At 73.1% G+C, this 23,678-nt stretch carries 28 protein-coding genes; 25 read left to right on the plus strand and 3 right to left on the minus strand.

The window, feature by feature from the left end; all coding sequences use genetic code 11:
- Positions 1-2 precede the first annotated feature (2 nt).
- From JQT67_RS06525 to dapF, 13 genes are all read left to right on the plus strand, one after another.
- Complete coding sequence (locus JQT67_RS06525; RefSeq protein WP_374222120.1) at positions 3-710, plus strand: ABC transporter ATP-binding protein; 708 nt, start codon at positions 3-5, stop codon at positions 708-710.
- Positions 707-1,912, plus strand: coding sequence for an ABC transporter permease (locus tag JQT67_RS06530; protein WP_208063997.1), 1,206 nt, complete (start codon positions 707-709; stop codon positions 1,910-1,912). The genes JQT67_RS06525 and JQT67_RS06530 overlap by 4 nt, the downstream gene beginning before the upstream one ends.
- 61 nt (positions 1,913-1,973) lie before the next feature.
- The gene (locus JQT67_RS06535; RefSeq protein ID WP_208063998.1) at positions 1,974-4,811 is read left to right on the plus strand and encodes a DNA translocase FtsK; all 2,838 of its coding nucleotides are present in this window, start codon (positions 1,974-1,976) and stop codon (positions 4,809-4,811) included.
- Positions 4,812-4,858: 47 nt separating this feature from the next.
- Positions 4,859-5,458 (plus strand): CDP-diacylglycerol--glycerol-3-phosphate 3-phosphatidyltransferase, encoded by a 600-nt coding sequence (pgsA, locus tag JQT67_RS06540; RefSeq protein ID WP_208063999.1) that lies wholly within the window; start codon positions 4,859-4,861, stop codon positions 5,456-5,458.
- The gene (locus JQT67_RS06545) at positions 5,458-5,994 is read left to right on the plus strand and encodes a CinA family protein (RefSeq protein WP_021011795.1); all 537 of its coding nucleotides are present in this window, start codon (positions 5,458-5,460) and stop codon (positions 5,992-5,994) included. Before pgsA ends, JQT67_RS06545 begins: the two co-directional genes overlap by 1 nt.
- A 117-nt stretch (positions 5,995-6,111) precedes the next feature.
- On the plus strand, positions 6,112-6,441 hold the full coding sequence (locus JQT67_RS06550) for a helix-turn-helix domain-containing protein (RefSeq protein ID WP_021011796.1): 330 nt from the start codon (positions 6,112-6,114) through the stop codon (positions 6,439-6,441).
- Between the two features lie 10 nt (positions 6,442-6,451).
- Positions 6,452-6,673, plus strand: coding sequence for a DUF3046 domain-containing protein (locus tag JQT67_RS06555; protein WP_021011797.1), 222 nt, complete (start codon positions 6,452-6,454; stop codon positions 6,671-6,673).
- Between the two features lie 158 nt (positions 6,674-6,831).
- Positions 6,832-7,890, plus strand: a complete 1,059-nt coding sequence (recA, locus tag JQT67_RS06560) for a recombinase RecA (RefSeq protein ID WP_208064000.1) — start codon at positions 6,832-6,834, stop codon at positions 7,888-7,890.
- Positions 7,887-8,549 (plus strand): regulatory protein RecX, encoded by a 663-nt coding sequence (locus JQT67_RS06565; RefSeq protein ID WP_208064001.1) that lies wholly within the window; start codon positions 7,887-7,889, stop codon positions 8,547-8,549. The genes recA and JQT67_RS06565 overlap by 4 nt, the downstream gene beginning before the upstream one ends.
- 70 nt (positions 8,550-8,619) lie before the next feature.
- Complete coding sequence (locus tag JQT67_RS06570) at positions 8,620-9,063, plus strand: hypothetical protein (protein ID WP_208064002.1); 444 nt, start codon at positions 8,620-8,622, stop codon at positions 9,061-9,063.
- A gap of 37 nt (positions 9,064-9,100) precedes the next feature.
- Positions 9,101-10,597 carry a tRNA (N6-isopentenyl adenosine(37)-C2)-methylthiotransferase MiaB gene (miaB, locus tag JQT67_RS06575; RefSeq protein ID WP_208064003.1) on the plus strand — a complete coding sequence of 499 codons (1,497 nt, stop codon included), beginning with the start codon at positions 9,101-9,103 and terminating at the stop codon, positions 10,595-10,597.
- A complete protein-coding gene (gene miaA, locus JQT67_RS06580) occupies positions 10,594-11,502 on the plus strand; it encodes a tRNA (adenosine(37)-N6)-dimethylallyltransferase MiaA (protein ID WP_208064004.1) in 909 nt (302 codons plus the stop codon). Before miaB ends, miaA begins: the two co-directional genes overlap by 4 nt.
- 2 nt (positions 11,503-11,504) lie before the next feature.
- The gene (gene dapF, locus JQT67_RS06585; RefSeq protein ID WP_243755768.1) at positions 11,505-12,362 is read left to right on the plus strand and encodes a diaminopimelate epimerase; all 858 of its coding nucleotides are present in this window, start codon (positions 11,505-11,507) and stop codon (positions 12,360-12,362) included.
- On the opposite strand, the gene JQT67_RS06590 is transcribed toward dapF, so the two are convergent.
- Positions 12,346-12,951 (minus strand): class I SAM-dependent methyltransferase, encoded by a 606-nt coding sequence (locus JQT67_RS06590; RefSeq protein WP_021011804.1) that lies wholly within the window; start codon positions 12,949-12,951, stop codon positions 12,346-12,348. The genes dapF and JQT67_RS06590 overlap by 17 nt on opposite strands.
- A gap of 68 nt (positions 12,952-13,019) precedes the next feature.
- On the opposite strand from JQT67_RS06590, the gene hflX reads away from it, so the two are divergent.
- Positions 13,020-14,480 (plus strand): GTPase HflX, encoded by a 1,461-nt coding sequence (gene hflX / locus JQT67_RS06595; protein WP_243755769.1) that lies wholly within the window; start codon positions 13,020-13,022, stop codon positions 14,478-14,480.
- Here the strand turns inward: hflX and lexA are convergent.
- Positions 14,477-15,100 carry a transcriptional repressor LexA gene (gene lexA, locus JQT67_RS06600; RefSeq protein WP_021011806.1) on the minus strand — a complete coding sequence of 208 codons (624 nt, stop codon included), beginning with the start codon at positions 15,098-15,100 and terminating at the stop codon, positions 14,477-14,479. The two genes, hflX and lexA, sit on opposite strands and share 4 nt — an antisense overlap.
- 241 nt (positions 15,101-15,341) lie before the next feature.
- Here lexA and JQT67_RS06605 point away from each other — a divergent pair, with 241 nt between their 5' ends.
- The 6 genes from JQT67_RS06605 to JQT67_RS06630 all read left to right on the plus strand — a co-directional run bounded on the left by JQT67_RS06605 (position 15,342) and on the right by JQT67_RS06630 (position 19,748).
- Positions 15,342-15,716, plus strand: a complete 375-nt coding sequence (locus JQT67_RS06605; protein ID WP_208064007.1) for a LysM peptidoglycan-binding domain-containing protein — start codon at positions 15,342-15,344, stop codon at positions 15,714-15,716.
- A gap of 62 nt (positions 15,717-15,778) precedes the next feature.
- The gene (locus tag JQT67_RS06610) at positions 15,779-16,858 is read left to right on the plus strand and encodes a histidinol-phosphate transaminase (protein ID WP_208064008.1); all 1,080 of its coding nucleotides are present in this window, start codon (positions 15,779-15,781) and stop codon (positions 16,856-16,858) included.
- A gap of 9 nt (positions 16,859-16,867) precedes the next feature.
- Positions 16,868-17,467 carry an imidazoleglycerol-phosphate dehydratase HisB gene (hisB, locus tag JQT67_RS06615; RefSeq protein WP_021065147.1) on the plus strand — a complete coding sequence of 200 codons (600 nt, stop codon included), beginning with the start codon at positions 16,868-16,870 and terminating at the stop codon, positions 17,465-17,467.
- Entirely contained in the window at positions 17,464-18,102 is a 639-nt protein-coding gene (gene hisH, locus JQT67_RS06620; protein WP_208064009.1) for an imidazole glycerol phosphate synthase subunit HisH, read from the plus strand. The genes hisB and hisH overlap by 4 nt, the downstream gene beginning before the upstream one ends.
- A gap of 59 nt (positions 18,103-18,161) precedes the next feature.
- The gene (gene priA / locus JQT67_RS06625) at positions 18,162-18,911 is read left to right on the plus strand and encodes a bifunctional 1-(5-phosphoribosyl)-5-((5-phosphoribosylamino)methylideneamino)imidazole-4-carboxamide isomerase/phosphoribosylanthranilate isomerase PriA (RefSeq protein ID WP_208064010.1); all 750 of its coding nucleotides are present in this window, start codon (positions 18,162-18,164) and stop codon (positions 18,909-18,911) included.
- 3 nt (positions 18,912-18,914) lie between these two features.
- Positions 18,915-19,748, plus strand: a complete 834-nt coding sequence (locus JQT67_RS06630) for an SseB family protein (RefSeq protein WP_021065148.1) — start codon at positions 18,915-18,917, stop codon at positions 19,746-19,748.
- A gap of 9 nt (positions 19,749-19,757) precedes the next feature.
- Here JQT67_RS06630 and JQT67_RS06635 read toward each other — a convergent pair whose 3' ends face one another.
- A complete protein-coding gene (locus JQT67_RS06635; protein WP_021011811.1) occupies positions 19,758-20,117 on the minus strand; it encodes a DUF1844 domain-containing protein in 360 nt (119 codons plus the stop codon).
- A gap of 284 nt (positions 20,118-20,401) precedes the next feature.
- Here JQT67_RS06635 and infC point away from each other — a divergent pair, with 284 nt between their 5' ends.
- From infC to JQT67_RS06660, 5 genes are all read left to right on the plus strand, one after another.
- Positions 20,402-21,418, plus strand: a complete 1,017-nt coding sequence (infC, locus tag JQT67_RS06640; RefSeq protein ID WP_243755772.1) for a translation initiation factor IF-3 — start codon at positions 20,402-20,404, stop codon at positions 21,416-21,418.
- Between the two features lie 9 nt (positions 21,419-21,427).
- A complete protein-coding gene (gene rpmI / locus JQT67_RS06645) occupies positions 21,428-21,622 on the plus strand; it encodes a 50S ribosomal protein L35 (protein ID WP_021011813.1) in 195 nt (64 codons plus the stop codon).
- Positions 21,623-21,661: 39 nt separating this feature from the next.
- On the plus strand, positions 21,662-22,048 hold the full coding sequence (rplT, locus tag JQT67_RS06650) for a 50S ribosomal protein L20 (protein WP_021011814.1): 387 nt from the start codon (positions 21,662-21,664) through the stop codon (positions 22,046-22,048).
- A gap of 1 nt (position 22,049) precedes the next feature.
- A complete protein-coding gene (locus tag JQT67_RS06655) occupies positions 22,050-22,859 on the plus strand; it encodes an RNA methyltransferase (protein ID WP_208064011.1) in 810 nt (269 codons plus the stop codon).
- Between the two features lie 64 nt (positions 22,860-22,923).
- A complete protein-coding gene (locus tag JQT67_RS06660; RefSeq protein ID WP_208064012.1) occupies positions 22,924-23,661 on the plus strand; it encodes an amino acid ABC transporter ATP-binding protein in 738 nt (245 codons plus the stop codon).
- Positions 23,662-23,678: the final 17 nt, after the last annotated feature.

A 23,678-nucleotide genomic window follows, 5' to 3' on the forward strand; every position in this document is an offset into this window, starting at 1 on the left:
TGGTGCCGCTCCTGCGCCTGCGCGGCGTGACCCGCCAGTTCGCGACGATCGACGGCCCGGCCCTGCAGATCCTGCGCGGCATCGACCTCGACGTCGCGCCGGGGGACCGCGTCTCGATCGTCGGCCGCTCGGGCTCGGGGAAGTCGACGCTGCTCAACATCCTCGGACTGGTCGACCAGCCGACGACCGGGGCCGTCGAGCTCGACGGCGAGCCGGTCGCGCTCATGGGGGCCCGCGCGCGCGATCGGCTGCGGGGCGCGAGCGTCGGCTTCGTCTTCCAGCAGTTCAACCTCATCGAGGGGCTCACGGCGGCCGAGAACGTCGCCGTGCCGCTCCACTACGGCGCGGGCCGCCGCTACTGGCAGCGCGCCCACCTCGCGCGCGAGATGCTGCACCGCGTGGGGCTCGGGCACCGGCTCGACACGAGGGCGACGAACCTCTCGGGCGGCGAGCAGCAGCGCGTCGCGATCGCCAGGGCGCTCGTGCGCCGGCCGCGGCTCATCCTCGCCGACGAGCCGACGGGCGCGCTCGACATCGACACGGGCTCGCGCACGATGGACCTGCTGGACGAGGTCGCGACCGAGGCCGGCGCCGCGCTCGTCACCATCACGCACGACCTCGCCGTCGCGGCCCGCGCGCGGCGCGTGCTGCGGCTCGCCGACGGGCGGCTCCGCGCGCTCGAGCCGAGCGCGGCGGGAGCGCTCTCGTGACCGACGTCGTCGCCGCGATCCAGGACGCCTGGACCGAGCTGCGCATCCACCGCGGCCGCGTGCTCATGAGCCTCATCGGCGTGACGGTCGCGATCGCCGCGCTCACCGCATCCGTCGCCGTCGGCGACCTCGCCCGGTCGACGCTCGTCTCGTCGATGGAGGCCAACGGCGGCCGGACCGCGACGATCAGCCTGTGGGTCGAGACGTCGTCGGCCGACGGCACGCCGGGCGACCCGGTCGCCGCGCTCGACGCGATCGAGACGGCCGTCGACCGCTACCGCATCGACTACGCGAGCGCGCGCATGAGCACGGGTCTCACGCTCGGCGGCGCGGGCGCATCGGTGCAGATCGAGGCGGTCGACCCCGACTTCGCCGTCATGCGGCACCTCGGCGTCGCCGATGGGCGCTTCCTCAACGAGAGCGACCGCGCGCGGCTCGCGCCCGCAGTCGTCGTGAACCGCGGCACGCTCGAGCTGCTCGGCGGCGGAGGGCTCGACGCGCACCGCGCGATCGAGCTCGGCGGCACGACGGCCGTCGTCGTCGGCCTCGTCGACCGCGGCCTCGGCGATGAGTGGCCGCAGGCGTGGATGCTGCCGCGCGACGTGCTGCGCATCGCCGGGGACGATCCGTCCGCGATGCACTCCTCCCTCTCCCTCGAGGCGTGGGTGCCCGCGGAGGCGGCTGACGAGGGGCTGCGGATGCTGCGGCAGGACCTGCGCGGCGCGCTCCCGGGCGCGATGGTCGACGGGAACCGCAGCGACTGGCAGGCGTTCGAGGGCTACGACCCGCTGCTGCCGCTGCAGCTCACGCTCGTCGGCACGGCGGTGGTCATCCTGCTGCTCGGCGCCCTCGGCCTCGTGACCGTCGCGGTCGTCTCCATCCGGCAGCGCGTGCGCGAGCTCGGCATCCGCCGCGCGTTCGGCGCCTCGCGCACGCGCATCTTCGTCGCCGTCATGCTCGAGTCGGTCGTCGGCACGGTCGTCGCGGGCACGATCGGCATCGCGCTGTGCATCTTCGCCTACCGGCTCCCCGTCGTGCAGGACGCGCTCACGCAGGGCATCGGCGGCATGGTGCTGCCCGGGTTCCCGATGTCGGCCGCGGTGACCGGGCTCATCGTCGCGGCGGCCGTCGGCGCGCTCGCCGGCAGCGTGCCCGCGACGATCGCCGTCCGCTCGAAGGTGATCGAGGCCATCCGCTTCTGACTCCGCACCGCCGCGGAGCGCCTCCGGGCCGCGGTGGGCGCGGGCATCTAGGGTGTCGGCCATGGCCACGAGCACCAAGTCGACCAAGCCGACCCCGCGCGGGCGCTCGACCGGCACGTCGACCTCCGCGACCACGAAGGTGCAGCGGGCGGCCCGGTCGACGAAGGCGCAGCCCGTGTTCGAGGACGACGGCCCCGGCCTCGCGCAGCGCGCGTGGATGGGCCTCGCGCACGCGACGGGCGGGGCTGCGCGGGTCTTCGGCCGCGAGTCGCTCGCGAAGGAGGAGCGCCGCGACGGCGTGCCCTTCCTGCTCACGATCCTCGCGGTGCTCGGCGCGGTCGTCGAGTGGATCCTGCCGGCCAACCAGGTCGCGCAGGCCATCTCCGCCTACACGTGGGGCGGCCTCTTCGGGCAGGTCGCGATCGCGCTCCCGGTCGTCTTCGTGCTGCTCGCGCTGTGGATGTTCCGCCACCCGGCATCGGTGAGCGACAACGGCCGCGTCGGCGTCGGCATCGCGCTGCTGCTCATCTTCGTCGCGGGACTGTGCCACGTCGTGCTCGGCATGCCGGATGCGTCGCTCGGCATGCCCGCGCTCGCCGACGCGGGCGGGATCCTCGGCTGGGTCGCCGCCGCGCCGCTCGCGGCGCTCCTCACCCCGATCGGGGCGGGCATCGTCTGCGGCCTCGTCGCCGCGCTCGCGGTGCTCATCATCACCCGCACGCCGCCGACCCGCATCCCCGAGCGGCTCGCCGACCTCTACGGCTACCTCTTCGGCATTGAGACCGGCACGCCCCAGGAGCGCGAGGAGGCCCGCCGCGCCCGCCGCGAGGCGAAGGAGCTCGCGAAGGCCGAGGCCGCCGAGGCGGCCGAGGAGGAGCCGATCGAGGGCGACACCGGTTCGCTGCCGTTCTGGCGCCGCAACGCGACCGGCCGCGAGGTCGATCCCGCCTACGACACCCCCGTCATGATCGACCGCGAGCAGCCGACGACGCGCGTCGACGCCGCGGCGGTCGCCGTGCCCGCCACGACCCCCGAGCCGCTGCCCGAGGTCGGCGACGACGAGCACGAGGAGTACGCGACCGCGGTGCTCGAGTCGCTCGAGCAGGCCGAGGCGGCCATGCGGAAGCACACGGGCGAGGTCGCGCTCGACGCGCCGGACGAGCCCGCCCCCGCGGCTCCCGCCGTCGCGCAGCGCCCCTACCGGCTCCCGTCGATCGCCTCGCTCGCGCAGGGCGATCCGCCCAAGGCCCGCTCGGCCGCGAACGACGAGATCGTCGCCGCGATCACCCAGGTGCTCGGCTCGTTCAACGTCGACGCGAAGGTCACCGGCTTCTCGCGCGGCCCGACCGTCACGCGCTACGAGATCGAGGTCGCACCGGGCGTCAAGGTCGAGCGCGTGACGGCGCTGTCGAAGAACATCTCGTACGCCGTCGCCTCGAACGAGGTGCGCATCCTCTCGCCCATCCCCGGCAAGTCGGCGATCGGCATCGAGATTCCCAACCCCGACCGCGAGACGGTGAAGCTCGGCGACGTGCTGCGCTCGCGCGCGGCGGCCGACTCGAAGCACCCGATGACGATCGGCATCGGCAAGGACGTCGAGGGCGGCTACGTCGTCGCGAACCTCGCGAAGATGCCGCACCTGCTCGTCGCCGGCTCGACCGGCTCGGGCAAGTCGTCGTTCGTGAACTCGATGATCACGAGCCTGCTCATGCGCGCGACGCCCGCCGAGGTGCGCATGGTGCTCGTCGACCCGAAGCGCGTCGAGCTCACCGCCTACCAGGGCGTGCCGCACCTCATCACGCCCATCATCACGAACCCGAAGAAGGCAGCGGAGGCGCTGCAGTGGGTCGTGAAGGAGATGGACATGCGGTACGACGACCTCGCGTCGTTCGGCTACAAGCACATCGACGACTTCAACAAGGCCGTGCGCGCCGACGAGATCGTGCTGCCCGCCGGCAGCCAGCGCACGCTCAAGCCCTACCCGTACCTGCTCGTCGTCGTCGACGAGCTCGCCGACCTCATGATGGTCGCCCCGCGCGACGTCGAGGACTCGATCGTGCGCATCACCCAGCTCGCGCGCGCGGCGGGCATCCACCTCGTGCTCGCGACCCAGCGGCCCTCGGTCGACGTCGTCACGGGCCTCATCAAGGCCAACGTGCCGAGCCGCTTCGCGTTCGCCGTCTCGAGCGTCACCGACTCGCGCGTCATCCTCGACCAGCCGGGCGCCGACAAGCTCATCGGCCAGGGCGACGGCCTCTTCCTGCCCATGGGCGCGAACAAGGCGATGCGCGTGCAGGGCGCGTGGGTCGACGAGGCCGAGATCCAGCGCGTCGTGCAGCACGTCACGGGCCAGGCCCGCCCGGAGTACCGCGACGACGTCGAGGAGACCGCGCAGAAGCGCGAGATCGACGCCGACATCGGCGACGACCTCGAAGACCTGTGCGCCGCGGCCGAGCTCGTCATCTCGACGCAGTTCGGCTCGACCTCGATGCTGCAGCGCAAGCTCCGCGTCGGCTTCGCGAAGGCCGGCCGGCTCATGGACCTCATGGAGTCGCGCGAGATCGTCGGGCCCTCGGAGGGGTCGAAGGCGCGCGACGTGCTCGTGCCGCCGGAGGGCCTCGCGGCCGTGCTCGCGTCGCTGCGCGGCGAGGGCCCCGCGCCGTCGCCCGCCGGCGCCGCGGCGCCCGCGGCCGCGCCACCCGCTGGCGCCGAGCGGCCCGCGCCGAGCGCGCTCGACGCGCCCGACGCATCCGATGACGCCGACGACGACGAGGGCGCGTGGGTCGAGACCGACGACCGCTACAGCGACCCCTTCGACGAGGCGAACCGCGACGGGCTCGAGGTCGTCGAGGCCGAGGGCGGCGACGACGACGCGTGGTCGCTCACGGGCCGCGACTGAGCCGCGGGCCGGGGCGCGCCTCCAGGCGCGCCGGGTAGCCTCGCAGCATGCCGATCCTGAGCCCGTGGCGCGGGCGCGTCTGGCGCAGGGGCGATGAGCCCGCGAGCGTCGCGAGCGTGCCGAACCTCATCTCGGCCGTGCGCATCCTGCTGACCCCCGTCTTCGTCGTCGTCGCGCTCTCGCACCCCGAGCCGGGCCTCGTGCGCACGCTCGCGGCGGTGCTCTTCACGGTGCTCATCGCGACCGACTTCGTCGACGGGCGCATCGCTCGCGGCCGCGGGCTCGTGACCGACCTCGGCAAGCTCATCGACCCGATCGCCGACAAGGCGATCACCTCGAGCGCCTTCGTCGTGCTCTCGGTGCTCGGCGAGCTGCCGTGGTGGATCACGATCGTCGTGCTCGTGCGCGAGTGGGGCATCACGCTCTACCGGCTCGTCGTCTCGAGCCGCACCGTGATCGCCGCCGACTGGGCGGGCAAGGCCAAGACCATGGCGCAGGGGATCGCGCTGCCGCTCGCGCTGCTGCCGCTGCAGGCGTGGGTCGGCGACTGGGGCGTGTGGGCGTGCGTCGTCACGATGACGATCGCGGTCGCGCTCACCATCTACTCGGGACTGGAGTTCGTGTGGCAGACGTGGAGGAGCCGGTGATGGATGCGATGGAGCTGTCGGGCAGGATCGTCGCGCGAGCCGCGGCGAGGGGGATCTCGATCGCGGTCGCGGAGTCGCTCACCGGCGGCCTCGTCGCCGAGACGCTCGTGCGCACGCCCGGCGCGTCCGTCGTCCTGCGGCTCGGCGTCGTCGCGTACGCGACCGAGATGAAGGAGCAGGTGCTGCACGTGCCGAGCGACCTGCTCGAGGAGCGCGGACCGGTCGACCCCGACGTCGCGATCTGGATGGCGCGCGGCGTGCGCCACCTCGCCGCGCTCGATCGCAGCGCGTGCACGATCGGCGTCGCGACGACCGGCGTCGCCGGCCCCGGCGCGCAGGACGACCACGCGCCGGGGGAGTTCCACATCGGGATCGAGCTCGAGACGGTCGACGGGCTGCGCTCGCACGCCTCGTCGCACTTCGAGCCGGGCGACCGCGAGCAGGTGCGCGAGGCGGCGCTGCTCGCGGCGCTCCGCGAGCTCGACGCCGCGCTCGAGCGCACCGACCTCGTGATGCACAGCGAATCCAAGGGATGAGGAGTGCTGGCTCGGAATGCGCGGTGCGAGCCTTGCGTTGTCACAGGTCGTAGGGCATCGAGCGGTTCGCAGGCAAGCTGCGGCTAGCATGATGCATCCACGGTGAAGGGGGAGACCATGGTGCTGGTTCGACAGGAGATCGGCGACGTGCTGCGCGATGTGCGCCTGCGCCAGGGCCGCACCCTGCGCCAGGTCGCCTCCCGCGCCTCCGTCGCCCTCGGATACCTCAGCGAGGTCGAGCGGGGCCAGAAGGAGGCCTCGAGCGAGATCCTCGCGTCGGTCGCCGAAGCGCTCGACGTGCCGCTCTCGAGCGTGCTGCACGAGGTGGGCGACCGCCTCGCGGTGCTCGAGGGCCTCGGCTACCACGAGCTCGATCGCATCGGCGCGAGCGTGCCCGACACGCTGCCCGACGACCTCGTCGCGGAGTTCGACTCCGCGGTGCGCTGAGAGACCCCGGATGCGGGCGAGCGAGCTGCAGCTCGCGCTCGAGGAGGAGTTCGGCTCGCTCGGGGCCGTGCTGATGGAGGACACGACGCTCTCGAGCCTCGGCGGGCGCACCGGTGCGGCCGCGCTCGCCGACGGCGTGCCGCCGCGGCAGGTGTGGCAGGCGATCTGCGACGCGAAGGACGTGCCGGTCGCTCGGCGCCACGGCCGCGGCGTGCGCGAGGCGCGGCGCTGAGGCGTCGCGACACGCCGCCGCATTGTTCGAAGATGCGTTCGATCCGGCTCTAGGCTGGAGCTGCTCGACGGGACTGTCCACAGGCCGGGCCCGGGGCCGCACGCATGTCAGCGGCCCGACGTAGCGTGAGCGCCATCACCGAAACGGAAGGCAAGCACATGCCCACACCCGCAGACCGCGATAAGTCGCTCGAGGCGGCGCTCGCGCAGATCGACCGGCAGTTCGGCAAGGGATCCGTCATGCGCCTCGGCAGCGAGGAGCGCGCGCCTGTCGAGGTCATCCCGACCGGCTCGATCGCGCTCGACGCCGCGCTCGGCATCGGCGGGCTGCCCCGCGGCCGCATCATCGAGATCTACGGCCCCGAGTCGTCGGGCAAGACCACGCTCACGCTCCACGCGATCGCCAACGCCCAGCGCAACGGCGGCATCGCGGCGTTCATCGACGCCGAGCACGCGCTCGACCCCGAGTACGCCAAGAAGCTCGGCGTCGACATCGACTCGCTGCTCGTCTCGCAGCCCGACACGGGCGAGCAGGCGCTCGAGATCGCCGACATGCTCATCCGCTCCGGCTCGATCGACATCATCGTCATCGACTCCGTCGCGGCGCTCGTGCCGCGCGCCGAGATCGAGGGCGAGATGGGCGACAGCCACGTCGGCCTCCAGGCGCGCCTCATGTCGCAAGCGCTCCGCAAGCTCACCGGCGGTCTCAACCAGACCGGCACGACGATGATCTTCATCAACCAGCTGCGCGAGAAGATCGGTGTCTTCTTCGGCAGCCCCGAGACGACCGCGGGCGGCAAGGCGCTCAAGTTCTACGCCTCGGTGCGCCTCGACATCCGCCGCATCGAGACGCTCAAGGACGGCGCCGACGCGGTCGGCAACCGCACGCGCGTCAAGGTCGTGAAGAACAAGATGGCGCCGCCGTTCAAGCAGGCCGAGTTCGACATCCTCTACGGCGTCGGCATCTCCCGCGAGGGCAGCCTCATCGACTTCGGCGTCGAGCACGGCATCGTCCGCAAGTCCGGGGCCTGGTACACCTACGACGGCGACCAGCTCGGTCAGGGCAAGGAGAAGGCGCGCCAGTTCCTGCTCGACAACCCCGACATCGCGGGCTCGATCGAGCGCCAGATCCTCGGCAAGCTCGGCATCGGCGCCGCGGCTCCCGAAGCGGGCGTCGAGTCGCTCGACGCGCGCCGGCAGGAGCGCCAGGGCGCGTGAGCGATCCCGGCCGGCTCGCCGGGGTCACCGAGCTCTCGAGCTGGATCGCCGGGCGCGATGAGCGCGCCGACGACCAGCCCGAGGCCGAGGCGCCCGTGGAGCCCGGCGCTCCGCGGCGCGGCTCGCGAGGCCGCTCCGGCGCCGGCTCGCGAGGGCGTGCCGTCGAGCGCGACGACGACGGCGCGCCGCTCGAGCCCATCGACGAGGAGGCGGCGCGGTCGATCGCGCTGCGTGCGCTCGGCCGACGGGGCGCGAGCAGGCTCGAGCTCGACCGCGCGCTCGCGAAGCGAGACGTCGAGCCCGCCGTGCGCGCCGCGGTGCTCGACCGGCTCGTCGAGGAGCGCTACCTCGACGACGAGCAGCTCGCGCGCGACGAGGCTGAGCGGCTCCGCGAGCGCAAGCAGCTCGGCGAGCGCGGCATCGCCGCGGCCCTGCGCCAGCGCGGGCTCGACCCCGCCGTGCTCGACGAGCCCGATCGCGACGACGAGCTGCAGCGCGCGATCGATGCCGCTGCCGAGCGGCGCCGGCGCATGGGCTCGCTCGACGACGAGACCGCCGAGCGGCGGCTCGCCGGCTGGCTCCAGCGGCGCGGGTTCAGCGGCGGCGCGATCCGCATCGCCATCGAGCGGTCGCGCCCGCGGGGGCCGCGGTTCCGCTGACGCCCAGCACGGGAATCGCTCCGGGTCAAGGCTCAGGATCTGGCTCATGGCCAAGCGATAGATTGAGCGCATGAAGACCACCAAGCTCATCGCCGTCCCGGCGCTCGCCGCCGCCTCCCTCCTCGCCCTCACCGGCTGCATCCAGATGCCGCCCGCTGCGCCGGGCAACGACACCGACACCGACACCGGCAACGGCTCGGGCAGCTCGGCGGCGGAGAGCCTCGACGACACGTCGTGGACGGGTGCCATCGACGGCGTCGTCGCGCCGTTCGGCTTCACCCTCAACGCCGACGGCACCGTCGACATCACCACGTGGGGAGACTCGGACGAGACGTACGACTTCCCGCAGGACGTGTGGGAGGGCGACTCGTCCGACCTCACGGTCACGATCACGGGCCTCGAGGAGGGTGAGTTCGACCTCACCGTGACGGGCACCGCCGAGAACGGCCAGATGGACCTCTCGGGCGAGGGCACGAACGGCAGCAGCTACACGCTCACCGCAACCCAGGACTGACGCTCCGGGGCGGTCGCCGCTCGGTACGCTGGAGGGCATGCCCACGACCTCCGCGCTGCGCACCTACGAGGTGAAGACCTTCGGGTGCCAGATGAACGTGCACGACTCCGAGCGCCTCCGCGGCTCGCTCGAGGAGGCCGGCTACGCCGAGGCCGTCGACGGCCGCCCCGACGTCATCGTCATCAACACGTGCGCGGTGCGCGAGAACGCCGACCAGAAGCTCTACGGCCACCTCGGGCACCTCGCCAAGACGAAGCGCGAGCGGCCCGGGTTCCAGATCGCCGTCGGCGGCTGCCTCGCGCAGAAGGACCGCGCGTCGATCGTCGATCGCGCGCCGTGGGTCGACGTCGTCTTCGGCACCCACAACATCGGCTCGCTGCCGACCCTGCTCGAACGCAGCCGCCACAACGGCGAGGCCGAGGTCGAGATCCTCGAGGCGCTCGAGGTCTTCCCCTCGACGCTCCCGACCAAGCGCGAGTCGACCTACGCCGGCTGGGTGTCGATCTCGGTCGGCTGCAACAACACGTGCACCTTCTGCATCGTGCCGTCGCTGCGCGGCAAGGAGCGCGACCGGCGCCCGGGCGAGATCCTCGCCGAGGTGCAGGCGCTCGTCGACGACGGCGCCCTCGAGGTGACGCTGCTCGGCCAGAACGTCAACTCCTACGGCGTGGAGTTCGGCGACCGGCTTGCGTTCGGCAAGCTGCTGCGCGCGGCGGGCGAGATCGACGGGCTCGAGCGCATCCGCTTCACGAGCCCGCACCCGGCCGCGTTCACCGACGACGTCATCGAGGCGATGGCCGAGACCGAGGCCGTCATGCCGCAGCTGCACATGCCGCTGCAGTCCGGCTCCGACCGGGTGCTGCGCGCCATGCGGCGCTCCTACCGCTCCGCGCGCTTCCTCGGCATCCTCGACCGCGTACGCGAGCGCATCCCGCACGCCGCGATCACGACCGACATCATCGTCGGCTTCCCGGGCGAGACCGACGAGGACTTCGAGGAGACCATGCGCGTCGTCGAGGCGTCGCGGTTCGCCTCGGCGTTCACGTTCCAGTACTCCATCCGGCCGGGGACGCCCGCGGCGACGATGCCCGACCAGGTGCCGAAGGAGGTCGTGCAGGAGCGCTTCGAGCGGCTCGTCGCGCTGCAGGACCGCATCTCGTTCGAGGAGAACCGCGCGCAGGTCGGCCGCACGGTCGACGTGCTCGTCTCGGTCGGGGAGGGCAAGAAGGACGCGGAGACGCATCGCCTTTCGGGCCGCGCCGAGGACAACCGGCTCGTGCACTTCGCGCCGGGCGCCGAGTCGCCCCGCCCGGGCGACATCGCGACGGTGCGCGTGACGCACGCCGCGCCGTTCCACCTGCTCGCCGACGAGGGCCCCATCGCCGTGCGCCGCACGCGCGCGGGCGACGCGTGGGACCGCAGCCAGGCCGACTCGTGCGGCGTGCCCGCGCCCGTCGGCGGCGGCGCAGCCGCGGGAGCGGGTGCCGGGCGGCCCGTCTCGCTCGGGCTGCCGACGCTGCGCATCGGCACGTGACGCTCATCGCCGTCGTCGGCGCCACCGGCACCGGCAAGACGGCGAGGTCGCTCGCGATCGCCGATGCGGTGGTCGCGCTCGGCGCCCGCGCCGAGATCGTCAACTGCGACGCGATGCAGCTCTACCGCGGCATGGACGTCGGCACGGCGAAGGCGAGCGTCGAGGAGCGCCGCGGCCACGCGCACCACCTGCTCGACGTGCTCGAGCCGTGGCAGGACGCCGCGGTCGCCGCCTACCGCGACGAGGCGGCGCGCGTCGTCGCGGGCATCGAGGCGCGAGGCGCGGTGCCGATCCTCGTGGGCGGCAGCGGGCTCTACGCCTCGAGCGTGCTCTACGCCTTCGAGTTCCCCGCGACCGACGCCGAGCTCCGCGCCCGCCTCGAGGCGGAGCTCGACGCGACGGGCGCAGCCGCGATGCACGCGCGGCTGCGCGCGCTCGACCGGGCCGCCGCCGACGCGATCGGGCCGCACAACGGGCGCCGGCTCGTGCGCGCGCTCGAGGCGGTCACGCTCACCGGCGAGCCGTTCCGCGTCGGCCTGCCCGACGAGCGCTCGCTCGCGCGCCCCACGATCATCCAGCACGAGCGCGTCGACCGCGCCGAGCTCGTCGCTCGGCTCGACGAGCGCGTGCTCGGCATGTGGCGGCGCGGCATCGTCGACGAGGCGCGAGCGCTCCGCGAGGCGGGCATCGAGCGCGGCACGACGGCGCAGCAGGCGATCGGCTACCGCCAGGCGCTCGATCAGCTCGACGGCAGGATCACGGAGGCGGAGGCGATCGAGCGCACACAGGCCCTCACCCGGCGCTACGCGCGACGGCAGGTGTCGTGGTTCCAGCGCTACCCGGCCGAGCCGCCTGCCGACGCGGCCGAGCTCGCCCGGCGCGCGGTCGCTAGCCTGGGGGGATGACGATGCACGCCACCGGATTCGCCAAGGGCCACGGCACGGGGAACGACTTCGTGCTCGTCGCCGACCCGACCGGCGATCGGCCGCTGCTGCCGGGGGAGGTGCGCGCGCTCGCCGATCGGCGCTTCGGCGTCGGCGGCGACGGCGTGATCCGAGCTGTGCCCGCCGGTCGCGCGGGCGACGCGGCGCTCGACGACGCCCCCGCGGGCACGTGGGCGATGGACTACTGGAACGCCGACGGCAGCGCGAGCGAGATGTGCGGCAACGGGGTGCGCGTGTTCGTGCGGTTCCTGCTCGAGCAGGGGCTCGCCGAGCTCCCCGATGGCGGCTCGATCGACGTGGCCACGCGCGCCGGCGTCAAGCGCGTCGTGCGGCACGGCGACCTGCTCGCGGTCGACCTCGGGCCCTTCGCGCTCGGCGGCACCCGGCTCGTCGCCGCCGACGGCCTCGACGTCGCCCGGCCCGGCCTCGACGTGTCGACCGGCAACCCGCACGTCGTCGTCGCGCTCGCCGACGAGGCCGAGCTCGAGGCGCTCGACCTCCACCGGGCCCCCTCGCTCGACCCCGTCGCGGAGCACGGGGCGAACGTCGAGTTCGTCGTCCCGGGCGTGATCGCCGACGGCATCGGATCCATCCGGATGCGCGTGCACGAGCGGGGCGTCGGCGAGACGCTCTCGTGCGGCACGGGCGCGGTCGCCGCCGCGCTCGCGACCCGCCACTGGTCGGGCGAGGCGGCGGACCGCTGGATCGTCGACGTGCCTGGCGGCCGGCTCGAGGTCGACGTCGACGCCCGCGGCCACGCGTGGCTCACCGGGCCCGCCGAGATCGTCTTCCGCGGAGAGGCGCTCAGTCCGGCGCCGTGACGGCGATGATGCGATACGTCTTCCTGGAGGCCGCGCGCTCGACGTCGAAGCCGTCGAAGCGCTCCTGCAGCCAGCGCAGCAGCGAGTCGGCGCCGAGGTGCTTCTGCACCACGAGCCACGCGGTCGCGCCCGGCGCGAGCCGCGGCAGCCACGACTCGAGCAGCTCGTGCAGCTGCTGCTTGCCGATGCGGATCGGCGGGTTCGACCAGATGGCGTCGAAGCGGATGTCGGCCGGCACTCGCTCTGGCGCTGACGGGACGACGTTCGATAGGCTGAGCAGCTCGGCATTCCGCTCCACGAGCGAGAGCGCTCGGGCGTTGACGTCGACCGCCCACACGCGGGCATCGGGGGAGCGGAGCGCGAGCGACGCGGCGATCGGCCCCCAGCCGCAGCCGAGGTCGAGCAGCTCGCCCGTCGCGGGCGGCGCGGGGACGGCATCGAGCAGCACCGCGGTGCCGACGTCGAGGCGGTCGCCGGAGAACACCCCGGCGGCGGTCACCATCTCCCGCTCGCGGCCCGCGATCGGCACCCTGAGCGTCCGGACCGACTCGGGCGCGGCAGGATCGGGCGAGAAGTAGTGGTCCGACACGGATCCGACAGTACAGAAGGAAGCAACGCATGGCAGAAGCCCAGGACGGCACCGACAGCGGGCGCGCGATGGAGCGCATCCTCGCGTGGGCCGAGCCCGGCGAGGGCGAGCTGCTCGCCGCTCGCGCGCAGGCGCTGCAGGACGACGACGCGCCGAGCGACCTCGACGGCGACCAGCTCGACCGCGAGGAGCGCGCGGCGCTCCGGCGCGTCGACGGCCTCCGCACCGAGCTCGAGGACGTCACCGAGGTCGAGTACCGGCAGCTGCGGCTCGAGAACGTCGTGCTCGTCGGCGTTTACAGCGGCAGCGCGGAGGACGCCGAGAACTCGCTGCGCGAGCTCGCGGCGCTCGCCGAGACCGCGGGCGCGCGCGTGCTCGACGGCGTGCTCCAGCGCCGCCCGAACCCCGACCCGGCGACCTACGTCGGCCGCGGCAAGGCCGAGGAGCTCGCCGCGATGGTGAAGGAGCTCGGCGCCGACACGGTCGTCGCCGACAGCGAGCTCTCGCCGAGCCAGCGGCGCGCGCTCGAGGACCGCGTGAAGGTCAAGGTCATCGACCGCACGGCCGTCATCCTCGACATCTTCAGCCAGCACGCGAAGAGCCGCGAGGGCAAGGCGCAGGTCGAGCTCGCGCAGCTCGAGTACCTGCTGCCGCGCCTGCGCGGCTGGGGCGAGTCGATGTCGCGCCAGGCCGGTGGCCAGGTCGGCGGGCAGGGCGCGGGCATGGGCTCGCGCGGTCCCGGCGAGACGAAGATCGAGCTCGACCGGCGGCGCATCCACTCGCGCATGGCGCGGCTCCGCAAGCAGATCAAGGGCTTCGCGCCCGCGCGCCAGGCGAAGCGCGCCAATCGCGACCGCCACGAGGTGCCGGGCGTCGCGATCGCCGGCTACACGAACGCCGGCAAGTCGAGCCTGCTCAACCGGATCACCGGTGCGGGCGTGCTCGTCGAGAACGCCCTGTTCGCGACGCTCGACGCGACCGTGCGCCGAGCGCAGACCCCCGACGGGCGCGAGTTCACGATCGCCGACACGGTCGGCTTCGTGCGCGACCTGCCCCACCAGCTCGTCGAGGCGTTCCGCTCGACGCTCGAGGAGGTCGCGGAGTCGGACGTCATCGTGCACGTCGTCGACGCGAGCCACCCGGACCCGGCGTCGCAGATCGCGACCGTGCGCGACGTGCTGGGGGAGACGGGCGCGCGCTCGATCCCCGAGATCGTCGTGTTCAACAAGGCCGACCTCGTGAGCGACGACGAGCGGCTCGTGCTGCGCGGGCTGCAGCCCGACGCCGTCTTCGCCTCCGCCCGCACGGGCGAGGGCGTCGACGAGCTGCTCGAGCGCATCGCCGAGCTGCTGCCGCGGCCCGAGGTCGCGGTCTCGCTCCTCGTGCCGTTCGACCGCGGTGACATCATCGCGATGCTGCACGACCGCTTCGAGGTGCTCCGCGAGGACTACGAGGCCGACGGCACGCGTGTCGAGGCGAAGGTGACGGAGGCCGCGGCGGGGCAGCTCGCGGAGTTCGTGGTCGGCTAGACTGCGCGGAGCACCGCGACGACGCGGCCGAGCACCTCGGCCTCGTCGCCGAGGATGGGCTCGAACGCGGAGTTGCGCGGCAGCAGCCACGTGTGGCCGTCGCGCTGCTTGAAGACCTTGACCGTCGCCTCGCCGTCGAGCATGGCCGCGACGATGTCGCCGTTCACCGCGTCGCGCTGCTGGCGCACGACGACCCAGTCGCCGTCGCAGATCGCCGCATCCACCATGGAGTCGCCGACGACCTGGAGCATGAAGAGGTCGCCGGAGCCGACGAGCTGCTTCGGCAGCGGGAACACGTCGTCGACCTGCTCCTCGGCCGTGATCGGGATGCCCGCGGCGATGCGGCCGACGAGCGGCACGAACGCCGCCTGCTGGATCGAGCCGACCGACTCGTCGATCTCGTCGTCGACGAGGACCTCGATCGTGCGCGGCCGCGCGGGATCGCGCCGGATGCACCCAGCGAGCTCGAGCTGGCCGAGCTGGTGCGTGACACTCGAGAGCGACGAGAGTCCCACGGCGTCGCCGATCTCGCGGTAGCTCGGCGGATAGCCGCGCTGCTTCACCGCGCGCTGGATGACCTGCAGGATCGCCTGCTGCTTCTCGGTGAGCTGCCTCGTCATGCCGTGCCCCGATCCCCGCGTGTCAGTGGTGCCTGATGGACTCCTCGTGGTTCGAAAGCGTATCCGAGAGGGCGCCCGGATCAAACGCACGTTCGAGCGAGTCGTGGAGAAAGTCCCGCGACAGGGTTGACGCGTGCGGCAGTTCGAAAGTAGATTCGAAACAGAGATTCGCAGCCGGTGCTCCCGGCCGAGCACCGGCTGCGGATCCCAGTCCTCGGACTGGGACCGAGAGGAGGCACTCATGACCGCCATCGCCACCGCCACCGCCACCACCGTCGCCGGCGCCGCGCCGATGCCGCGCCTGCGCATGACCGCTCGCGGCCGCCGCGCCCTCGCGTTGCTCGTCGCCGCGCCCGTGCTCGCCGTCGGCGCGCTCACCGGCGCGGGCCTCGTCGGCGACGCCGTCGCCGGCGCCGTCGCCTCCTCGTCGACCGCGACCGCCGAGTTCGACCACATCACCGTCGTGCCGGGCCAGTCGCTGTGGCAGATCGCCCAGGCCGTCGCCCCCGAGGCCGACCCGCGCGACGTCATCGCCGAGATCGAGCTGCTCAACGGCATCGCGGGCGCGATCCAGCCCGGCGAGCGGCTCGCGATCCCCGCGCAGTACGCCGACTGAGCGGCGCGGCCGACCGCGCCGCGCGCGGTCGACGGCATCCGCCGAAGTCCTAGGCTGGATCGGTGACGAGCCTCGACGACCTCCCGATCCGCGACGACCTGCGCGGGCTGACGCCCTACGGCGCACCGCAGCTCGAGGTGCCCGTGCGGCTCAACGTCAACGAGAACGCCTACCGGGTGCCCGAGGAGGTCGCGCTCGACATCGTGCAGGAGGTCGCGCGCGCGCTGCCCGACGCCAACCGCTACCCCGACCGCGAGTTCGACGAGCTGCGCCGCTCCTTCGCGCACTACCTCGGCCACGGCGTGACGCCCGAGCAGATCTGGGCGGGCAACGGCTCGAACGAGGTGCTCCAGCACGTGCTGCAGGCCTTCGGCGGGCCCGGCCGCACGCTGCTGTCGTTCACGCCCACCTACTCGATGTACCCGCTGCTCGCGCAGGGCGTGGGGATGCGGTGGGTGCCGGTCCCGAGGGACGAGGGCTTCACCGTCGGCCCCGACACCGTCCGCGCAGCGATCGCCGAGCACGACCCCGACGTCGTCTTCCTGTGCTCGCCGAACAACCCGACCGGGACGGCGATCGACCTCGAGACGATCGAGGCGGCGGCCGACGCGGCGCGCGGCATCGTGCTCGTCGACGAGGCCTACGCCGAGTTCGCGCGCGACCGCGAGCAGACGGCCCTCACCCTGCTCGATCGGCACCCGCGGCTGCTCGTCTCGCGCACCATGAGCAAGGCGTTCGCGTTCGCCGGCATGCGCGTCGGCTACCTCGCCGCGCACCCGGCGGTCATCGACGCCCTCCGGCTCGTGCGGCTGCCGTACCACCTCTCGGCCATCACGCAAGCGGCGGCCGTCGCGGCGCTGCGCCACAGCGACGTCATGCTCTCGCGCGTCGACGACCTCCGCGCGCAGCGCGACCGCATGGTCGAGGAGCTCTCCCGGCTCGGCTACCGCCCGTACCCCTCGGACGCGAACTTCGTGCTCGTCGCAGGGGTCGACGACCCGCAGGCGACCTTCCGCGCGCTGCTCGATCGAGGCATCCTCGTGCGCGACGTCGGGCTGCCCGGCACGCTCCGCATCACCGCCGGCACGAGGGCCGAGACGAGCGCGCTGCTCGCCGCGATGGCCGAGCTGCGGCCCGAGTAGGATCGAGGGATGCCCCGCACCGCAACCATCGAGCGCACGACGAGCGAGTCGAGCATCCGCCTGAGCGTCGACCTCGACGGCACGGGCGCCTCCTCGATCTCGACGACGGTGCCCTTCTACGACCACATGCTGACGGCGTTCTCGAAGCACTCGCTCATCGACCTGACGGTCGAGGCGAGCGGCGACACCGAGATCGACGCGCACCACACGGTCGAGGACACCGCGATCGCGCTCGGCCTCGCGCTCGGCGAGGCGCTCGGCGACAAGCGGGGCGTGCGCCGCTACGGCGACGCGACCGTGCCGCTCGACGAGGCGCTCGCCCGCGCGGTCGTCGACCTCTCGGGCCGGCCGTTCCTCGTGCACTCCGGCGAGCCCGCGGGCTTCGAGCTGCACCGCATCGGCGGCCACTTCACGGGATCGCTCGTGCGCCACGCGTTCGAGGCCATCGCGCTCAACGCTCGCCTCACCGCGCACGTCGAGGTGCTCGCGGGCCGTGACCCGCACCACATCGCCGAGGCGGAGTTCAAGGCCTTCGCGCGCGCGATGCGCGTCGCGGTCGAGCCCGACCCGCGCGTGACCGGTGTGCCGTCGACGAAGGGTGCCCTGTGACCGCCCAGCGCAAGCGCGTCGCGCTGCTCGACTACGGGCTCGGCAACGTCCACTCGGCCGCGAAGGCGCTCGAGGCGGCCGGCGCCGACGTGTGCCTGACGGCCGACCGCACCGCGATCATGGAGGCCGACGGCCTCGTCGTGCCCGGCGTCGGCTCGATGGCCGCGTGCATGGAGGGCATCCAGGCGATCCACGGCGGCGAGCTCATCGGCCGGCGGCTCGCGGGCAGCCGGCCCGTGCTCGGCATCTGCGTCGGCATGCAGGTGCTCTTCTCCTCGGGCGAGGAGGGCGGCGGCGACACGCGCGGGCTCGACGAGTGGCCCGGCACGGTGCGCCGCCTGCAGGCGGACGTGCTGCCACACATGGGCTGGGCGCAGGTCGAGGCGCCGGAGCACTCGCAGCTCTTCGCGGGCCTCGCCGACGAGCGCTTCTACTTCGTCCACTCCTACGGCGTGACCGAGTGGGGCCTCGACCCCGACCCGCGCATGCGCCAGCCCGCCGTTACGTGGGCCGAGCACGGCGAGCGGTTCATCGCCGCCGTCGAGAACGGCCCGCTCGCGGCGACGCAGTTCCACCCCGAGAAGTCGGGCGAGGCGGGCGTGCGCCTGCTCGAGAACTGGGTCCGCGGGCTCTGACCCATCCCGGCCGCGCGCGCGACCGCGCCGTGGCCACCGTCCGGAAGGCAACGCATCCCATGACCGACTTCAACCAGTCGCCCAAGCTGCAGCTGCTGCCCGCGATCGATGTCGCCGGCGGCAAGGCGGTGCGGCTCACGCAGGGCAAGGCGGGCACCGAGACCTCGTTCGGGAGCCCCGTCGACGCCGCGGAGGACTGGATCCGGCAGGGTGCGGAGTGGCTGCACCTCGTCGACCTCGACGCGGCGTTCGGTCGCGGCGACAACCGCGCCGTGATCCGCAAGGTCATCAAGGCCGCGAAGGGCCGCGTCAACGTCGAGCTCTCGGGCGGCATCCGCGACGAAGCCTCGCTCGAGGCCGCTCTCGCGACCGGCGTCAAGCGCATCAACCTCGGCACCGCGGCGCTCGAGAACCCCGAGTGGACCGCATCCGTCATCGCCGAGTACGGCGACCAGATCGCCGTCGGGCTCGACGTGCGCGGCACGACGCTCGCCGCGCGCGGCTGGACCAAGGACGGCGGCGACCTGTGGCACGTGCTCGACCGGCTCGAGGCCGCCGGCTGCAGCCGCTACGTCGTGACCGACGTCACGAAGGACGGCACGCTCAAGGGGCCGAACCTCGAGCTGCTGCGGCAGGTCGGCGAGCGCACGCAGAAGCCGATCGTCGCCTCGGGCGGCGTCGCGAGCCTCGACGACATCGCGGCGCTGCGCGAGCTCGTGCCGCACGGCGTCGAGGGCGCGATCGTCGGCAAGGCGCTCTACGCCGGCGCGTTCACGCTCGCCGCAGCGCTCGACGTCGCGGGGCAGTAGGCGATGCCGGGCCCGACGCCCGGCCGCGACGCCGACTCGGCCGGCCGGCCCTGGGCGGGGCGCTCGTTCCACCACCACGACTCGACGTACGCGGGCGACGACGGCTCGGCTCCGGTCGGCTACCTTGAGGCGGTGCGCGCGCTCGCCGAGCGCGGCGCGGGCCGCGGCGCGGTCGTCGAGGCGCTGCGCGGCGAGCGGGTGCTCGTGCCGCTGCTCGCGGCGGCGGGGGAGACCGGCGTCGACGAGCGCGGTCGCACGATCGACAAGACGCAGGAGCTCTCGATCGTGACGGTGCAGGGCCCGGACGGCGCGCCGATCCTGCCGATGTTCTCGCACGTGCAGGCGATGCAGGCGTGGAACGCGGCCGCGCGGCCGGTGCCCTCGAGCGTGCAGCGCGCCGCGGCGGCCGCGCTCGACGGGCCGGCCCGCATCGTGCTCGACCCGGGCTCGGCGAGCGAGTTCGTGCTCGGCCGCACGATGCTCGAGGCGATGCTCGCGGATGCGCCGTGGTCGTGGGGCGCGGAGGACCCGCACGTGCACGAGGCCGTCCTCGACGCGCTCTTCGCGCAGCCTGCGGTGCAGGGCGTCGTGCTCGCGACCGGAGATCCGCTCTGCCGGCTCGCGGGCGCCGATCTCGAGGTGCACGCGCTCGTCGACGGCTCGCCGGATGCCGCCGAGCAGGTGGGTCGCGCGGCGCGCGCGCTCGGCGAGGCCGAGGTGCTGCGCGCGCGCGTCGAGAGCCTCGCGCTGCGCGTGCACCGCTGGGACGGCGGAGCCTCGCGGCTGCCGCTCTCGGCGCCGCCGCTCGCGGCCGTCACCCGAGCCGAGCGGCGCTGAGGCGAGTCGCTAGACGACCGAGCCGGTGTACTTCTCTCCGGGGCCCTTGCCGGGCGCGTCGGGGATCGCGCTCGCCTCGCGGAACGCGAGCTGCACCGAGCGCAGCCCGTCGCGCAGCGGCGCAGCGTGCACGCTCCCGACCTCCGGCGCGGCGGCCGTGACGAGGCCCGCGAGCGCGTTGATGAGCTTCCGCGCCTCGTCGAGGTCGATCTGCTGCTCGGGGTCGTCGGCGAGGCCGACCTTGACCGCCGCGGCGCTCAGCAGGTGGATGGCGACGGTGTTGATGAGCTCCACCGCCGGGACGTCGGCGATGTCGCGCACCTCGGCGAGGCTGTCGTCGTCGTGGTCGTGCTCGATCGCGTCGGTCATCGCGCTCTTCTCCTGAAGGCTGGTCTCTGGTAGAGTTCTGCAGGTTTCGGGCTCTCGCCCGGAGGTGAAAGAGGAGCAATCCCACCCGCAGCCGTTCAAGGCTAACGGGTCAGCGGCACGGCGGCGCGCGTCACTCGATGCGCAGCGGCTCGTGCTGAGCCACGCGGCACATCGCGCGTAGTCGGCTCCTCGTTCGCCGTGCACCAGCACACAGCAGCAACGAGAAGGAGCCCGCGATCAGCGATCCCCGCATCAACGAGCGCATCCGCGTCCCAGAAGTCCGACTGGTCGGCCCCGCCGGCGAGCAGGTCGGCGTCGTGAGGGTCGAGGATGCCCTTCGCCTCGCCCGCGAGGCAGAGCTCGACCTCGTCGAGGTCGCTCCCGCAGCGCGGCCGCCCGTGGTCAAGATCATGGACTACGGCAAGTTCAAGTACGAGCAGGCGCAGAAGGCGAAGGATGCTCGTCGCAACCAGGCGAACACGGTCCTCAAGGAGGTCCGGTTCCGCCTCAAGATCGACGAGCACGACTACGAGACGAAGCGCAAGCGCGCGCAGGGGTTCCTCGAGGGCGGCGACAAGGTCAAGGCCATGATCCTCTTCCGCGGTCGCGAGCAGTCGCGCCCGGAGATGGGCGCCAAGCTGCTGCAGCGCTTCGCCGAGGACATCCGCGAGTACGGCGTCGTCGAGTCGTCGCCGACGCTCGACGGCCGCAACATGACGATGGTCGTGGGCCCGCTGCGCTCGAAGGCCGACGCGAAGACCGAGCAGAACGCCGCGCGCTCCGAGCAGCGCAAGGCCGCGCAGGAGAAGCGTCGCCAGGAGTCGGAGCGCAAGGCCGCCCGCCAGGCCGAGCTCGAGGCCTCGCGCCCCGCGCCGCGCCCCGCGCCGGCGCGCACGCCCGCGCCGCCGAGCGGCGAGCCGATGCGCGTGCCGCGCACCGAGTCGGACCGCTCCTCGCGCCCCGACCGCTCCTCGCGCCCGTCGAGCGACCGGCCCTCGAACGACCGCCCGTCGCGCCCGTCGTCGGAGCGCAGCTCCGAGCGCTCGAGCGACTCGCGGCCCCGCCAGGCGCCCCGCACCATCGCGCCCACGCCGGCGAACGCGCCGCGCCCGGCGTCGATGCCGAAGCCCGCTGCCGCACCCGCGGCAGGTACCCCCGCTGCAGCCGCAGCGCCCAAGCCCGCTGCGACGCCCGCGGCCCCGAAGCCCGGGGCCAAGCCCGCGGCGCCCTCGGCGGCCAAGCCCGCGGCACCCAAGGCCAAGCCCGCAGGCAAGCCCGCGGACAAGCCAGCATCCGAGTAGGAGAGAAGAATGCCCAAGCAGAAGACGCACTCCGGTGCCAAGAAGCGCTTCAAGGTGACGGGGACCGGCAAGATCCGCAAGCAGCAGGCCGGCATGCGCCACAACCTCGAGGTCAAGTCGTCGGTCCAGACGCGCCGCCTCAACAAGGACAAGGTGCTCGCGCCCGCCGACGCCAAGACCATCAAGAAGCTGCTCGCCCGCTGACGCGCGCGACGAAGTAGAGACGAAGAGAGAGAACCACTCATGGCACGTGTCAAGAGGGCCGTCAACGCCGCCAAGAAGCGCCGCGTCATCCTCGAGCAGGCCGAGGGCTACCGCGGGCAGCGCTCGCGGCTGTACCGCAAGGCCAAGGAGCAGCTGCTCCACTCGCACGTCTACGCGTTCCGCGACCGCAAGGCGAAGAAGGGCGACTTCCGCCGCCTGTGGATCCAGCGCATCAACGCCGCGTCGCGCGCGAACGGCCTGACGTACAACCGCCTCATCCAGGGCCTCGGCCTCGCGGGCATCGAGGTCGACCGCCGCATGCTCGCCGAGCTCGCGGTCAACGAGCCGGCGACCTTCGCCGCGCTCGTCGAGTCGGCCAAGGCCGCCCTGCCCGCCGACACGTCGGCTCCGCAGAACGCGGCCTGACGTGCTCGACAGCCCCCGCGCGCCTCGCGTGCGAGCGGCTGCCAAGCTCCAGCAGCGAACAGCCCGGTCCGAGACCGGGCTGTTCCTGTTGGAGGGACCGGCCGCGCTCGACGAGGCGCTGCGCTTCGCGCCGGCGTCGCTCGTCGAGGTCTTCGCGACCGATGCGGCGCGCGAGCGCCACGCCGAGCTGCTCGACCGCGTCGACGCGCGGCAGCTCACCGCGGTCTCCGACCGCGCGCTCAAGGCGATGACCGACACCGTGCGGCCGCAGGGCATCGTCGCGGTCGCGAAGCAGTCGCCCGTCTCCCTCGAGGCCGCGATCGAGCGAGCCGCGGCCGGGGAGCACCCGCTCGTCGCGATCCTCCACGAGGTGCGGGACCCCGGCAACCTCGGCACGATCCTCCGCGCCGCCGACGCCGCAGGCGCATCCGCCGTCGTCGTCACGGCGAACTCCGTCGACCCCTTCTCGCCCAAGGTCGTGCGCTCGACGACCGGCTCGCTCTTCCACCTCGACGTCTCGGTCGGCGCATCGACTGAGGATGCCGTCGCAGCCGCGCAGGCCGCGGGTCTCACGGTGCTCGCCGCCGACGTCTCGGGCGACGACCTCGTCGCGCTTCGGGGCGAGGGGATGCTGTCGGGCCCGACCGCGTGGCTGTTCGGCAACGAGGCGCGCGGCCTCGACGAGGCGACGCTCGCGCTCGCCGATCGCGCCGCCCGGCTGCCGATCTACGGCCGCGCGGAGTCGCTCAACCTCGCGACCGCGGCCTCGGTGTGCCTCTACCAGAGCGCCTTCGCCCAGCGCGGCGTGTAACCATTCCATTGCGATCCGGCGCCGCCGGACCGATCGACGTCGCGCGCCGTGCTTTGATGAGCGCATGCAGCCCCTCGTCGAGCTCGACCACGTCAACAAGCACTACGGCGACCTCCACGTCCTGAACGACATCGACGTCTCCATCCCCAAGGGCCAGGTCGTCGTCGTCATCGGCCCCTCGGGCTCCGGCAAGTCGACCTTCTGCCGCGCGATCAACCGGCTCGAGACGATCGACTCCGGCGAGATCCGCATCGACGGCGTGCCGCTGCCCTCCGAGGGCAAGGCGCTCGCGCAGCTGCGCGCCGACGTCGGCATGGTGTTCCAGTCGTTCAACCTCTTCTCGCACAAGTCGATCCTCGAGAACGTCACGCTCGGCCCCATCAAGGTGCGCGGCCTGAAGCGCAAGGACGCCGAGGAGCGCGCGATGCACCTGCTCGAGCGCGTCGGCATCGCCAACCAGGCGCACAAGATGCCCGCCCAGCTCTCGGGCGGCCAGCAGCAGCGCGTCGCGATCGCCCGATCGCTCGCGATGGAGCCCAAGCTCATGCTCTTCGACGAGCCCACGAGCGCGCTCGACCCCGAGATGATCAACGAGGTGCTCGACGTCATGGTCGAGCTCGCCCACGGCGGCATGACGATGATCACGGTCACGCACGAGATGGGCTTCGCCCGCAAGGCCGCCGATCGCGTGCTCTTCATGGCCGACGGGAAGGTCGTCGAGGACTCGACGCCCGAGTCGTTCTTCTCGAACCCCCAGTCGGCGCGCGCGAAGGACTTCCTCTCGAAGATCCTCACGCACTGACCCGCAAGTCCCAGAAC

This window comes from Agrococcus sp. TF02-05 (assembly GCF_017565345.1).
Classification (GTDB): Bacteria; Actinomycetota; Actinomycetes; order Actinomycetales; family Microbacteriaceae; genus Agrococcus; species Agrococcus pavilionensis.

What these genes read in the sequence shown, in the direction of transcription:
- JQT67_RS06535 (WP_208063998.1), top strand. Translation starts at nt 1,974, where the DNA reads ATGGCCACGAGCACCAAGTCGACCAAGCCGACCCCGCGCGGGCGCTCG.
- pgsA (WP_208063999.1), top strand. Translation starts at nt 4,859, where the DNA reads ATGCCGATCCTGAGCCCGTGGCGCGGGCGCGTCTGGCGCAGGGGCGAT.
- JQT67_RS06545 (WP_021011795.1), top strand. Translation starts at nt 5,458, where the DNA reads ATGGATGCGATGGAGCTGTCGGGCAGGATCGTCGCGCGAGCCGCGGCG.
- JQT67_RS06550 (WP_021011796.1), top strand. Translation starts at nt 6,112, where the DNA reads ATGGTGCTGGTTCGACAGGAGATCGGCGACGTGCTGCGCGATGTGCGC.
- JQT67_RS06555 (WP_021011797.1), top strand. Translation starts at nt 6,452, where the DNA reads ATGCGGGCGAGCGAGCTGCAGCTCGCGCTCGAGGAGGAGTTCGGCTCG.
- recA (WP_208064000.1), top strand. Translation starts at nt 6,832, where the DNA reads ATGCCCACACCCGCAGACCGCGATAAGTCGCTCGAGGCGGCGCTCGCG.
- JQT67_RS06570 (WP_208064002.1), top strand. Translation starts at nt 8,620, where the DNA reads ATGAAGACCACCAAGCTCATCGCCGTCCCGGCGCTCGCCGCCGCCTCC.
- miaB (WP_208064003.1), top strand. Translation starts at nt 9,101, where the DNA reads ATGCCCACGACCTCCGCGCTGCGCACCTACGAGGTGAAGACCTTCGGG.
- dapF (WP_243755768.1), top strand. Translation starts at nt 11,505, where the DNA reads ATGCACGCCACCGGATTCGCCAAGGGCCACGGCACGGGGAACGACTTC.
- hflX (WP_243755769.1), top strand. Translation starts at nt 13,020, where the DNA reads ATGGAGCGCATCCTCGCGTGGGCCGAGCCCGGCGAGGGCGAGCTGCTC.
- lexA (WP_021011806.1), bottom strand. Translation starts at nt 15,100, where the DNA reads ATGACGAGGCAGCTCACCGAGAAGCAGCAGGCGATCCTGCAGGTCATC.
- JQT67_RS06605 (WP_208064007.1), top strand. Translation starts at nt 15,342, where the DNA reads ATGACCGCCATCGCCACCGCCACCGCCACCACCGTCGCCGGCGCCGCG.
- hisB (WP_021065147.1), top strand. Translation starts at nt 16,868, where the DNA reads ATGCCCCGCACCGCAACCATCGAGCGCACGACGAGCGAGTCGAGCATC.
- priA (WP_208064010.1), top strand. Translation starts at nt 18,162, where the DNA reads ATGACCGACTTCAACCAGTCGCCCAAGCTGCAGCTGCTGCCCGCGATC.
- JQT67_RS06630 (WP_021065148.1), top strand. Translation starts at nt 18,915, where the DNA reads ATGCCGGGCCCGACGCCCGGCCGCGACGCCGACTCGGCCGGCCGGCCC.
- JQT67_RS06635 (WP_021011811.1), bottom strand. Translation starts at nt 20,117, where the DNA reads ATGACCGACGCGATCGAGCACGACCACGACGACGACAGCCTCGCCGAG.
- rpmI (WP_021011813.1), top strand. Translation starts at nt 21,428, where the DNA reads ATGCCCAAGCAGAAGACGCACTCCGGTGCCAAGAAGCGCTTCAAGGTG.
- rplT (WP_021011814.1), top strand. Translation starts at nt 21,662, where the DNA reads ATGGCACGTGTCAAGAGGGCCGTCAACGCCGCCAAGAAGCGCCGCGTC.
- JQT67_RS06660 (WP_208064012.1), top strand. Translation starts at nt 22,924, where the DNA reads ATGCAGCCCCTCGTCGAGCTCGACCACGTCAACAAGCACTACGGCGAC.